This window comes from Mesorhizobium sp. M4B.F.Ca.ET.017.02.2.1, assembly GCF_003998955.1.
Classification (GTDB): Bacteria; Pseudomonadota; Alphaproteobacteria; order Rhizobiales; family Rhizobiaceae; genus Mesorhizobium; species Mesorhizobium abyssinicae.
In genome coordinates this window covers 1-10,849 of sequence record NZ_RZOF01000062.1, presented here as the reverse complement: position 1 = coordinate 10,849, position 10,849 = coordinate 1, and the positions used below count along the sequence as shown (strand labels likewise).

Sequence of the window (10,849 nt, the reverse complement as noted above, 5' to 3'; positions counted from 1 at the left end):
GCCTCCATCCGGCGGTCCACCGCCTCGATCGACAGCCGGATCGCCCGCACCATCAGCGGAAAGCCCATGACGCCGCAGGCAAGTGCCGCACCCGTCCAGCGGAAGGAAAAGACGATGCCGAAATGCTCGGCCAGAAAGGCGCCGGCCGGCCCCCGCTTGCCGAAGGTGAGCAGAAGGAGGTAACCGGTCACCACCGGCGGCAGGATCAGCGGCAGGTGCACCAGCCCGTTGAGCAGCGTCTTGCCCCAGAACTTTCCCCGGGCAAGAACCAGCGCAATCAAGATGCCCGGTGGCAGGCTGAAGAGCATCGCCACCGTGGCCACCTTGATCGACAGCCGGACCGCATTCCATTCGTCGGGAGTGAGGTCCAGCAGCCAGTTCATGCGTCGGGACGCTGCCTTAGTTGGAAGGCGCCAGGATGGTGAACCCCTGCGCCTTGAAAAGGTCCGCCGCCTTGGCGGATTCGAGGCATTTCAGGAATGCCGGCGCATCCTTGTCCTTCGAATCGGCGGTCTGGGCAACCGGGTAGATGATCGGCGGATGCGAATGCTCCGGGAAGGTGCCGACCACCTTCACGCCTTTTTCGGCATGCGCGTCGGTGGCATAGACGATGCCGAGCCCCGCCTCGCCGGTCGACACCAGCTTCAGCGCCGCGCGCACATTCTCGGCCTGCGCCACCTTGCTCTCGACCGAGGACCACACGCCCAGCGATTCCAGCGCCGCCTTGCCGTATTTGCCGGCCGGCACCGCCTTGACATCGCCCATGGCGAGCTTGCTGTCGCCGATCAGCTTGGCGAGGTCGAAACCCTTGTCGATCTTGGCCTCGACCTTGGAATCCTTCGGCGCCACCAGCACGATCTGGTTGCCGAGCAGCTTCACCTCGGTGTCCGGCTTGGTCAGCTGCTTGTCCGAGAGATACTTCATCCAGTCGAGGTCGGCCGAGATGAAGATATCGGCCGGCGCGCCGCCCTCGATCTGCTTGGCCAGTGCCGAGCTTGCCGCGTAGGAAATGGTCGCCGCCTCGCCGACATCGGCCTCGCACGCCTTGTTGACGCCATCGAGCGCCTCCTTGAGGCTGGCCGCGGCAAAGACGACCACCTTGTCCTCGGCATGGGCGGCGGGTGCGGCGGCCATCAAAAGTGCGGTCAGCCCGCCAACAGCGAAGGCCTTAAGTCCGAAATCCGTGCGCGTCAGCATGAAACTCTCCCCGGGGGTTTGAAAATCCATTCGGCTCAAAGCCTGCCGATCGATATATCCGCACGAATATAACAAGGAAAGAGCTTTCGCGACCACTGTCGTTGTCAGACAGGATTTTCCCAGCCTACGATGGATTTCAGCCAACACAGCGAAGGAGCCCTCGATGAAGATCAGCGCCCGCAATATCCTCAAGGGAACGATCGTCGAGATCGTCAAGGGAGCCACCACTTCGCATGTCCGCATCGATACCGGCGGCGCCATCGTCACCGCCTCGATCACCAACGAAGCGGTTGCCGACCTCAAGCTCGAAAAGGGCAAGCAGGCCTATGCGGTGATCAAGGCCTCGGATGTCATGGTCGGCATCGACTGACCGGAAGCGCAGGAAACCGCCGGTCGCAGTCCGGCATCCCCTGAATACCCACACTCCTTAGACGGCGATCGGCGCCTTGATGGTCGCGTCGGCGAAGTAGTTCTCGAGCCGGAAATCCTCGAACCGGAAGGCGAAAAGGTCCTTCACCTCCGGATTGATCCACATCGTCGGCAGCGGCTTCGGCGTGCGCCGCAACTGCTCGCGCGCCTGCTCGAAATGGTTCGAGTAGAGATGCGCGTCGCCGAGCGTGTGCACGAAATCGCCGGGCTTCAGCCCGGTCACCTGCGCCACCATCAGCGTCAGCAGCGCGTAGGAGGCGATGTTGAACGGCACGCCGAGGAAAATGTCGGCGGAGCGCTGGTAGAGCTGGCAGGACAGCCGGCCTTCCGAGACGTAGAACTGGAACAGGCAGTGGCAGGGCGGCAGCGCCATCGCCTCGACCTCGGCCGGATTCCACGCCGAGACGATCAACCGCCGCGAATTGGGATTGCGACGGATCTCCTTCAGAAGGCCCGCGATCTGGTCGATCTCGCCGCCACGGCCGTCCGGCCATGAGCGCCATTGCTTGCCGTAGACCGGGCCGAGGTCGCCGTTCTCGTCCGCCCATTCGTCCCAGATGGAGACGCCATTGTCCTTGAGGTATTTGATGTTGGTGTCACCGGCCAGGAACCAGAGCAGCTCGTGGATGATCGACTTCAGATGCAGCTTCTTGGTCGTCGTGACCGGGAAGCCGCGTGAGAGGTCGAAACGCATCTGGTAGCCGAACACCCCGCGGGTGCCGGTGCCGGTGCGGTCGCCGCGGTCGACGCCGTTCTCCAGCACATGCTTCAACAGGTCGAGATACTGGCGCATCGGCTTGGCCTCGATTCGGGAGTGCGGGCATTATAGCTGCCAGACAGCTGGCCGAACACATCAATACGGCACAAGCATTGCTTTGCCACCATTCTTTCCGGGCGGTTGCGCCGCCCCTCATTGCCCTGCCGGGCATTTCTCCCCGTATAGTGACGGGGAGAAAGAGGCTGGCCGCACACCGCTGCCCTTCTCGCAACGCCGGTGATTGGCGAAACCATCAATGACCGCGTCCCCTCTCCCCGTCACTATACGGGGAGAGGATGTCGGCAGGCAGGTGAGGGGCGGCACTGCCGCCCAGTGGGTGCAAATTCAAATCTGGAGCGACCGCCCTTGCGGCGCCGGCCTCTGCAAGCCGACGCCCGATCTCAGAGGGAGCCGAGCTTGCCCAGGTCCTTCGCCACAAGGTAGTAGAACGTCACCCGGCTCTTGGTGTTGTCGGCGGCCATCGCCTTGCAGACCTTCTCGATCGCACCATCGGCCTTCTTGGCGTCGGCGACGCCGAGCTTCTTGGCGGCCCAGTTCTCCCGGACGCGTTCCAGTTCCTTCGGGTCCGTGCAGGACACCAGCGAGGAATCGCGGTTCCTCAGCGCGATGCCCAGGTGCTTGACGATCTTCTCGACCGCGTCGGCGCTGGCGCCGGCGTCGTACTTCTTCACATCCGCGAGATAGTCGGCCATCAGAAAAATCCCCTCGTCGGCGCCACGGATCCTGTCGATGAGGCTTGTGGCGCTCTACGCAATCTGTGCGCTAGGTAGCAACTCCTCACCGGTGCAAAGCTTCGGTTGAGCGCGCCGGCAAGTCAACCCATTTTGAGATAGGGACAAAGTCCCATTCGGCCTTTCAATTTCCATGATCGGCCCCTATATTCGTTTCGTCGGCTTGACCGACTATGGCGATAAACAGGCGATGCAATAAGCCGTTCGGACCCGGGGGCGGTACCCGGCGCCTCCACCAAAAACCGCTCTTGTCGAAAGAGCGGCTTTTGCTGGGGGCGAAATAGGATCGACGAAGGTGTAAAGATCGTACTTTTGCCCGGCATTGTACCACCGTCATCGGGCTAAACTTATAGTTGCCAACGACAACTATGCGGAAGCTCGTCTCGCTGCGTAATGCAGTGCGAACGCTTCAAATCAAGCCCTAGAGGTTCGCACTTCTAGGCGGGGTTCGGAGGTACCTGGCAACAGAAACCTCCACTTCTCCCCTCCTCCATTTTTCTGCAGCGGCATTTTTTGCGCCTTGTACGGAGCTACGACCCTCTGTTTGCTCGTTCCCATCGCGGAGCGATTGCGCTTCGTTGCCGATGCGGCTTATGCAAAACATGAAAAAGGCCGGGTGAGCCCGGCCTTTTTGTTACGATTTCGAGCGTTGCTTACTCGGCCGGCGCTTCCACTGTCTCCCGCACGCGGCCGAGCGTGAGCTTGGCCAGCGAGAAGGAAATCACCGCGCAGAGCGTGATGCCGGCCACCATCGGCAGCGGCGTGCCGTCGAAGAACAGCCCGGCGACACCCATGGCCAGCGCGCCGATGGCGAAATGCAGCGTGCCCATCAGCGCCGAGGCGGTGCCGGCGATCTCGCCATGCTCTTCCATGGCCAGCACCGAAGTGGTCGGGATGACCAGCCCGAGGAAGCCGTAGCCGACGAAGAGCAGCGCCGCCATCACGTCGAGCCGGTCGACGCCGGAGGCCATGATCGCGAACAGCGCCACCATCGTCGTCGCATAACCGGTCACCGCCACCCAGACGACGCGCTTCAGCCCGAAGCGGTCCGCCAGCATCCCGGTCAGTTGCGACATGCCGATGAAGGCAACCGCGTTGATCGAGAAGAACACGCTGTAGACCGAAGGCGACAGGCCGTAGTGGTCGATCAGAATGAAGGACGAACTCGACAGATAGACGAAGAAGCTGGCGATGCCGAAGCCGGCGATCGCTACCAGCCCGAGGAAGTTGCGGTCGCCCATCAGGTAGCGGTAGCCGGACAACGCCGTGCCGAAGGAGGAGCCGGCGCGCTCCTCGACAGAGCGCGTCTCCTTGAGCGACGTGGCGAGCAGGATGGTGGCGAGCGCCGCCGCACCCGTCACGGTCCAGAACACGGCGCGCCAGCCGAAGCTCTCGATGATCTGGCTGCCGGTCAACGGCGCGAGAATCGGCGACACCGAAAACACCAGCATCAGCAATGACATCAGCTTGGCCGCCTCGTTGCCGGTGTGCAGGTCGCGCACGATGGCGCGCGGAATAGCCATGCCGGCGCTGGCGCCGAGGCCCTGCAGGAAGCGGAAGGCGATCAGCCATTCGATGGTCGGCGCCATCGCCGAGCCGATGCCGCCGATCATGAACAGCGCGAGGCCGCCATAGAGCGGCAGCTTGCGGCCGACCATATCGGAGATCGGACCGACGAGGATCTGGCCGAACCCCATCGACAGGAAGAAGATCAGCAGGCTCATCTGCACCGCCGAGGTGCCGGCGTGCAGATCCTCGCCGATCGACGGCAGGGCAGGAAGATACATGTCGATGGCGAACGGGCCGATGGCGGACAACAGGCCGAGCACGACCGCGATGCGGAGGAATTTGGGACTCATGGTAAGGCTTCTTTCGGATCTGGCTGCCGCCGCGAAGGCGGCGTCTAACCCAGGACGTTCCATCCCGTGACATTCCGACATCCCAGAGCGAACTTGTTCGTCTCTTGAGCGAACCTATTCGTCCATCCGGAGCGAAATGCCTTTGTTCTATGTCCACAAAATTAGACACTCTTGTCCAAATCGTCAATCACCGCTATATAGATTTTTATGAAGCCCGGCGCCTCTCCTGACACTTTCCCGCCACGCAGCCATGAGGCAAAGCGCATTTCGGTTGTCGAGGTCGCTGCTTCGGTTTTCTGCCGCGAAGGATTTGCCGGCGCCAATATCGACCTGATCGCCGCCGAGGCCGGCGTATCGCGCCAGACCGTCTACAACCACCATGGCGACAAGGAAAAGCTCTTCATCGCCGTCGTGCGCGACCTCACCGAGCGCTGCAACGCCGGCATCTTCGCCACCATCGCCACCTTCCCCGACCAGCCCGGCGACCTCGAAGCCGATCTTGTCGGCTTTGCCGTGCGCATGAACCGCAACTGCATCTGCAACCGTGACGGCAGGTTCCTGCGCAAGCTGATCCAGGCCGAGGGCGAACGTTATCCCGAGCTTTTCGCCGAATGGCGCGAACAGGGGCCGGGGCGAACCTGGTCGGCGCTTGCCGCCCGCTTTGCCCGCCTCGCCTATGCCGGACACCTGTCGATCGACGACCCGGACGTGGCGGCGCGCCAATTCCTTGCCCTCGTCAACGCCGAATTGCAGATAAGCTTCATGCTCGGCGGCACGCCGACGGAGGAAGAGGTGCTGCAATCCGCCGGCAATGGCGTGCGCACCTTCCTGCGCGCCTTCGGCCGCCACAAGGCCGCCTCCCACGCGCCCAGAAAGAGCGCGCTCGTCGGCGCCTGAGCCATCAAATCGTCGGCAAAGAGCCTCGCTTCCGGGAGACCGCGATCTATATGCGGTTTACGCCGCGCTCAAGCTTGATTACAGCTATGCGGACGATTCAACGGAACCCGACCGTCACATGGCCGACGACCACATCCGCTACGACATTCTGGCCCAGGAGGCGTTGCGCGGCGTCATGCGCAAGGTCCTGGCCGAAGTCGCGCGCACCGGCCTTCCAGGCAACCATCATTTCTTCATCACGTTCCTGACCGGCGCGCCGGGCGTGCGCGTGTCGTCGCGGCTGCGCGAGCGCTATCCGGAGCAGATGACCATCGTCATCCAGTTCCAGTACTGGGACCTGAAAGTGTCCGACACCGGCTTCGAGGTCGGGCTCTCCTTCTCCGACGTGCCGGAAAAGCTAGAGATCCCCTTCTCCGCAGTCCGCGGCTTCTACGATCCCTCGGTCAATTTCGAGCTCGAATTCGACGTCAAGACGGACGGCGCGGCCGACGACGAACCGGCGCAGCCCGCGCCCGAGCCGCTGGCCGTCGTCACCGAGAAGAAGCCGGAGACGAAGAAGAAGGCCGCCGCCGAGGCCGACAAGAAGCCCGCCGCCGCGGACGCCGGCAAGAGCGCCGACGTGGTGTCTCTCGACGCCTTCCGCAAGAAATAACACGCCGGACGGTGCGGCATGGGCGACGTCGTCAATCTCCGCCAGGTCCGCAAGCAAAAGGCGCGCACCGAGAAGGAGCGCCTGGCCGGCGAGAGCCGTGCCCTGCACGGCCGCTCAAAGGCCGAAAGGGACCGCGACCGCCTGGCCGCCGACAAGGCCGAGCACTTCATCGCCGGCCATCGCCGCGAAAAGCCTGGTGATCCAAACGAGAGCTGAGCGCCTCACGTGAGCCCGGTCGAAAAGCGTTCCGTGACGATCCGCGGCCATCGCACGAGCTATTCGCTCGAAAAGCCCTTCTACGACGACCTCGTCACGATCGCGGCGGCGCGAAAGCTGACGCTTGCCGCTCTCGTCGCCGAGATCGACGAAACCCGTCCGCGCGACGCCAACCTCTCCTCCGCGCTCAGGCTTTATGTGCTGGATTGGGCCAAGCGCGGTGCTGGAGTGGCTTAGACAGGGCCCGTCGCGCTGCCCTGTTTCCGGCGCCGGGCGCCAAAGGAGAGCAAGGCCGAACGGTCACGTTCCTCCGCCTGCTTTTTCGACCGGACCCGCATCAGATCCTTCCAGCCGACATAGCCGACCAGGCGCGCATCCTCGCGCGTAACGACGGGAAGATGCGAGATGTTTGCCGTCAGCAGCTTGTCGGACAGGCCCTCCAGATATTCGTCGGGATAGGCAAGCGTCACCTTGCTGCCGGCCAGCAACTCGCCAAGCGTCGTCTTGCGGTGCTTGCCGGCGCGCCGCCAGCGCAGGATCGCCGGCGGATCGATGACGCCAAGCACGTGCCCTTCCCCGGTCACGACGGGAAAGCTCGGGTGCCGCGTCTCCGGCGCGGTCAGGAAGGCGGCGGCGCCATGCAAGGTCATCGTTGCCGGCACGCGTTCGACTTCTGTCGTCATCACCTCGCGCACCCTGGTCAGCGCGAACGGATCGATACGGTATTCGCGCACCAGATGGTGCCCTCGCCGCGCCACCTTTTCGGTCAGAATCGAGCGCTTCATCAACAGCACGGTGACCGCGTGCGCCGTGGCGCAGGCCGCGATCAGCGGCACCAGGATATGGGTGTTGCCGGTCAGCTCGACCGCGAAGAAGGTGGCGGTCAGCGGCGCGCGCATGGTGCCGCCCATGGTCGCGGCCATCGCCAGCAGCGGCCAGAAGCCGGGGGTCGCCTCGGGCAGGATGCCGGCAAGCGCGGCCCCCATCGCGCCGCCCATGATCAGCAGCGGCGCCAGCACGCCGCCGGACGTTCCCGAGCCCAGCGCCACCGACCAGATGATCGCCTTCACAACCAGAAGCGTTAGCGCGGCGGCCGCCAGCGTTTTGCCGTCCAGCATGTTGGCGATGTTGTCATAGCCGACGCCGAGCGCCTGCGGCTCGATCAGCCCGCCAATGCCGACCACCAGGCCGCCGAGCATCGGCCACCACATCCAGTGGATCGGCAGTTTCTGGAATGCATCCTCGCAGGCATAGACCATCTGCGTCAGCAATCCCGACAGGAGCCCGGCTGAGATGCCGATCAGCACCCAGCCGGCAAGTCCCGGAAATGTCGCCGCCATGCTGCCCTCGAACGGGAAGATCGGTCCCGGCAGATGCAGCAAAGTGCGCTCGACCTCGGCGACGATGGCGGCGACCGCGACGGGAATGAAACTGCGCGGCGTCCATTCGAACAGAAGCAGCTCGACAGCCAGCATGATGGCGGCGATCGGCGTTCCGAACACGGTGGTCATGCCGGCCGCCGCCCCCGCCACCAGCAGCGTCTTGCGCTCATTGTCGCTGACCGGCAGCATCTGCGCGATCAGCGAGCCGATGGCGCCGCCGGTCATGATGATTGGGCCTTCCGCGCCGAACGGCCCGCCCGAGCCGATCGAGATCGCCGACGACAACGGCTTCAGGATCGCCACCTTGGCGTCGAGCCGCGAGCGCCCGAGCAGGATCGCCTCAATGGCCTCGGGAATGCCGTGGCCGCGGATCTTCTCGCTGCCGAAGCGTGCCATCAAGCCGATGATCAGCGCGCCGATCACCGGCACGATCACGGCGGCAAGCCCAAGCGGCGTGTCCTCGAGCCTGAGTTCGGCGAGCGAGAACTGGCCGAAATAGGCGATGTTGGTGGAGAGCCGGATGAGCTTCAGCAGCGCAATGCCGGCAAACAGCCCCGCCGTGGCGACCACGACGGCGATGGCCGCGATGAGAAGCACCCGCGCGTCGGTTGTGAAGTCGCGGAGATGGCCGTTTCCGGCATGAGCGGATTTCATTTTGGAGCCCAGCTTTCTGGTTGTCGGGCCACTATCTATCGTAACACGATATAAATGTACAAGGCCGATTTGCGACGAAAAACAGTTTGAGCTTTTGCCGGAAACGAACAAAGGTCGGCCACGATGCCTTCGCAAAACTCACGCCCCGCCATCAGCCAGGCCGACTATCAGCGGCTGTCCGAATTCCGCTACCTGATCCGGCGGTTCCTCGAATTCAGCCAGGTCCAGGCCAATGAGGCGGGTCTCACCCCGCGCCAGCACCAGGCGCTGCTGGCGATCAAGGGGTTTCCGGGCGCGGGACCGGTGACGGTCGGCGACCTGGCCGAACGCTTGCGCATCCGCCACCACAGCGCCGTTGAACTGGTCGACCGCCTGTGCGAGGCCGGGCTTGTCACCAGGGACCAGGACAAGGACGACCACCGCCGTGTGCTTTTGCGGCTCACCGAGCGCGCCGATGACTGCCTCGCCGAACTGTCGGCGGCGCATCTCGACGAGCTCGGACGTATCGAGCCGATGCTAAAGCGGCTGCTCAGTCGGCAGGATCGGTGATCGCAACTGACAAGATCCGAGGGTGGCCTGGCTGGCCGGCCTCGGTCCGCCATCACCCTCCGTCCAGCGACTTCAGCAGATTGTCGATCGTGAACGGGTTGGACTTGGGCTTAGCCGGTGGTGGAGCCGAACCGTCATTGACGCCGGGAAGCGACCCGTCGAGCTTGGGGGCCTGCTGGGCGGCCTTGCGTTGGGCGTCCCGCTTGGCCTTTTCTTCCGAGGCGATGCGCAAAGCCTCTTCGGCCTTTCGCCGCTCTTCCGCGGCTTGCGCTTTGGCCGCATCGTCGGCCGCCTGCTGTTGTGCCCTGGCTTCGGCATCTGCTTTGGCCTTCGCGTCCGCCTCGGCCTGCGCCTTTTCCTCAGCCTCGGCTTTGGCCTTCTCATCAGCTTCGGCTTGTGCCTTTGCCTCGGCTTCGGCCTGGGCTTTCGCGTCCGCCTCGGCCTGTGCCTTTGCTTCAGCTTCGGCCTTGGCCTGCGCCTCCGCTTCAGCCAGGGCCTTCGCTTCGGCTTCGGCTTTCAGCCGCGCCTCTTCCTCCTGCCGGCGCAATTCCTCGGCCGCCCGCTCGCGTTCGGTCTGCAGTGCTGCATAGTAGCGCACCTCGCGCCGCAGCCGCTGCTTCTCCAACAGCGCCGCCTGCATGGCCTCGACCCGCTGCTGTTCCTTCTCCAGCGCGCGCTGCGTCAGGAACTGCGCCAGCGGCTCGCTGTCGAACTGGCGTCCGGCGGCGCCAAGCGGCCCATCGACGCTGAAATTCACCGCCGGTTCGGAGCCGACAAGCGCCTCGTCGCCCGGCCTGTAGGTGATCGCGCCCCTGGCTGTGACGGTGCTGGTGTTGAGGTCTGCGGTAACGTCGGCCGACAGCGACGCTGACGGATTGTCGAGGCTGATCGGCGGCGCCCTGAGAATGCCGCCGGCAATGGTGAAGGCAATATCGGTGTCCTTGGCGGCAAAACTGCCGTTGCCGGCGATCTCGGGCGCAAAGCCGGCGGTCTTGCCCGCGTCGATATCGCGCCCGATGGCATCGGCCTTGTCGATGAAGGCGGCGAAGGCATCGGGGTTCATGCCGGCCACGGTAAGTCCCTTCAGCGCCGCCGTGCCGGAACCCGACAAGGCCGCAACCATTGCATCGAGCGACTTGCCGCTGGTCGACAGTGCCGTCGAGACGTCGCCACTGCCGCTCAGGCCGGCATTTGGCAGCAGGGCTGGAAGATCGGCGCCGGCAAGCTTCATCTGGCCGGAGAAGAGCCCGGTGCCGTCATTGTTCTTCAGCTCGAACAGGCCGGTCAATGCGCCGCCAAAAAGCTTGGCCTTGAGATCGGAGACCCGGATGCCCTCCTGGTCGAGCTTCAGCGACAGCGCCGCGTCATAGGCGGTGGCGAAGGGACCGGCAGCAAGAGCCGCGGTGGTGAGGTCCAGGTCGGCGGTGAACGGCAGGCTGGACTTCTGGCTGAACGGCGTCGTCGGCCAGCCGCCCTTGCCGGCCTGGAAGGACTGGTCGCCGAAC

The 10,849-nt window shown here is 64.2% G+C and carries 12 protein-coding genes, 1 other RNA gene and 1 pseudogene; 7 read left to right on the top strand and 7 right to left on the bottom strand.

Annotation, left to right across the window (positions count from 1 at the left end):
* Window positions 1–383 (bottom strand): annotated as a pseudogene (locus EN738_RS36195) (molybdate ABC transporter permease subunit); the annotation flags it as partial.
* 16 nt (window positions 384–399) lie between these two features.
* Window positions 400–1,197, bottom strand: coding sequence for a molybdate ABC transporter substrate-binding protein (gene modA, locus EN738_RS10675; protein ID WP_189605798.1), 798 nt, complete (start codon window positions 1,195–1,197; stop codon window positions 400–402).
* Window positions 1,198–1,360: 163 nt separating this feature from the next.
* Here modA and EN738_RS10670 point away from each other — a divergent pair, with 163 nt between their 5' ends.
* Window positions 1,361–1,567 carry a molybdopterin-binding protein gene (locus EN738_RS10670; protein ID WP_127283647.1) on the top strand — a complete coding sequence of 69 codons (207 nt, stop codon included), beginning with the start codon at window positions 1,361–1,363 and terminating at the stop codon, window positions 1,565–1,567.
* A 57-nt stretch (window positions 1,568–1,624) separates the two neighbouring features.
* Here EN738_RS10670 and EN738_RS10665 read toward each other — a convergent pair whose 3' ends face one another.
* Both EN738_RS10665 and EN738_RS10655 read right to left on the bottom strand, forming a co-directional pair.
* Window positions 1,625–2,419 (bottom strand): thymidylate synthase, encoded by a 795-nt coding sequence (locus EN738_RS10665; protein ID WP_127283646.1) that lies wholly within the window; start codon window positions 2,417–2,419, stop codon window positions 1,625–1,627.
* 365 nt (window positions 2,420–2,784) lie between these two features.
* Window positions 2,785–3,096, bottom strand: a complete 312-nt coding sequence (locus tag EN738_RS10655; protein ID WP_127283645.1) for a DUF2853 family protein — start codon at window positions 3,094–3,096, stop codon at window positions 2,785–2,787.
* Window positions 3,097–3,253: 157 nt separating this feature from the next.
* Here EN738_RS10655 and ssrA point away from each other — a divergent pair.
* Window positions 3,254–3,614: a transfer-messenger RNA gene (gene ssrA / locus EN738_RS10650) on the top strand.
* Between the two features lie 174 nt (window positions 3,615–3,788).
* Here ssrA and EN738_RS10645 read toward each other — a convergent pair.
* The gene (locus tag EN738_RS10645) at window positions 3,789–4,994 is read right to left on the bottom strand and encodes a multidrug effflux MFS transporter (protein ID WP_127283644.1); all 1,206 of its coding nucleotides are present in this window, start codon (window positions 4,992–4,994) and stop codon (window positions 3,789–3,791) included.
* Window positions 4,995–5,201: 207 nt separating this feature from the next.
* Here EN738_RS10645 and EN738_RS10640 point away from each other — a divergent pair, with 207 nt between their 5' ends.
* The 4 genes from EN738_RS10640 to EN738_RS10625 all read left to right on the top strand — a co-directional run bounded on the left by EN738_RS10640 (window position 5,202) and on the right by EN738_RS10625 (window position 6,996).
* Complete coding sequence (locus EN738_RS10640; protein WP_127283643.1) at window positions 5,202–5,891, top strand: TetR/AcrR family transcriptional regulator; 690 nt, start codon at window positions 5,202–5,204, stop codon at window positions 5,889–5,891.
* A 118-nt stretch (window positions 5,892–6,009) separates the two neighbouring features.
* Window positions 6,010–6,543: an SspB family protein gene (locus tag EN738_RS10635; RefSeq protein WP_127283642.1), complete on the top strand. Its 534-nt coding sequence runs from the start codon at window positions 6,010–6,012 to the stop codon at window positions 6,541–6,543.
* Between the two features lie 18 nt (window positions 6,544–6,561).
* Window positions 6,562–6,759, top strand: a complete 198-nt coding sequence (locus tag EN738_RS10630; RefSeq protein WP_127283641.1) for a DUF4169 family protein — start codon at window positions 6,562–6,564, stop codon at window positions 6,757–6,759.
* 9 nt (window positions 6,760–6,768) lie between these two features.
* The gene (locus EN738_RS10625; protein WP_127283640.1) at window positions 6,769–6,996 is read left to right on the top strand and encodes a ribbon-helix-helix domain-containing protein; all 228 of its coding nucleotides are present in this window, start codon (window positions 6,769–6,771) and stop codon (window positions 6,994–6,996) included.
* Here the strand turns inward: EN738_RS10625 and EN738_RS10620 are convergent.
* Window positions 6,993–8,795 (bottom strand): chloride channel protein, encoded by a 1,803-nt coding sequence (locus EN738_RS10620; protein WP_127283639.1) that lies wholly within the window; start codon window positions 8,793–8,795, stop codon window positions 6,993–6,995. The two genes, EN738_RS10625 and EN738_RS10620, sit on opposite strands and share 4 nt — an antisense overlap.
* 123 nt (window positions 8,796–8,918) lie before the next feature.
* Here EN738_RS10620 and EN738_RS10615 point away from each other — a divergent pair, with 123 nt between their 5' ends.
* On the top strand, window positions 8,919–9,344 hold the full coding sequence (locus EN738_RS10615) for a helix-turn-helix domain-containing protein (RefSeq protein ID WP_127283638.1): 426 nt from the start codon (window positions 8,919–8,921) through the stop codon (window positions 9,342–9,344).
* 52 nt (window positions 9,345–9,396) lie between these two features.
* On the opposite strand, the gene EN738_RS10610 is transcribed toward EN738_RS10615, so the two are convergent.
* On the bottom strand, window positions 9,397–10,849 hold a 1,453-nt coding region (locus EN738_RS10610), incomplete at its 5' end, for an AsmA-like C-terminal region-containing protein (RefSeq protein ID WP_281034308.1).

What these genes read in the sequence shown, in the direction of transcription:
- modA (WP_189605798.1), bottom strand. Translation starts at nt 1,197, where the DNA reads ATGCTGACGCGCACGGATTTCGGACTTAAGGCCTTCGCTGTTGGCGGG.
- EN738_RS10670 (WP_127283647.1), top strand. Translation starts at nt 1,361, where the DNA reads ATGAAGATCAGCGCCCGCAATATCCTCAAGGGAACGATCGTCGAGATC.
- EN738_RS10665 (WP_127283646.1), bottom strand. Translation starts at nt 2,419, where the DNA reads ATGCGCCAGTATCTCGACCTGTTGAAGCATGTGCTGGAGAACGGCGTC.
- EN738_RS10655 (WP_127283645.1), bottom strand. Translation starts at nt 3,096, where the DNA reads ATGGCCGACTATCTCGCGGATGTGAAGAAGTACGACGCCGGCGCCAGC.
- EN738_RS10645 (WP_127283644.1), bottom strand. Translation starts at nt 4,994, where the DNA reads ATGAGTCCCAAATTCCTCCGCATCGCGGTCGTGCTCGGCCTGTTGTCC.
- EN738_RS10640 (WP_127283643.1), top strand. Translation starts at nt 5,202, where the DNA reads ATGAAGCCCGGCGCCTCTCCTGACACTTTCCCGCCACGCAGCCATGAG.
- EN738_RS10635 (WP_127283642.1), top strand. Translation starts at nt 6,010, where the DNA reads ATGGCCGACGACCACATCCGCTACGACATTCTGGCCCAGGAGGCGTTG.
- EN738_RS10630 (WP_127283641.1), top strand. Translation starts at nt 6,562, where the DNA reads ATGGGCGACGTCGTCAATCTCCGCCAGGTCCGCAAGCAAAAGGCGCGC.
- EN738_RS10620 (WP_127283639.1), bottom strand. Translation starts at nt 8,795, where the DNA reads ATGAAATCCGCTCATGCCGGAAACGGCCATCTCCGCGACTTCACAACC.
- EN738_RS10615 (WP_127283638.1), top strand. Translation starts at nt 8,919, where the DNA reads ATGCCTTCGCAAAACTCACGCCCCGCCATCAGCCAGGCCGACTATCAG.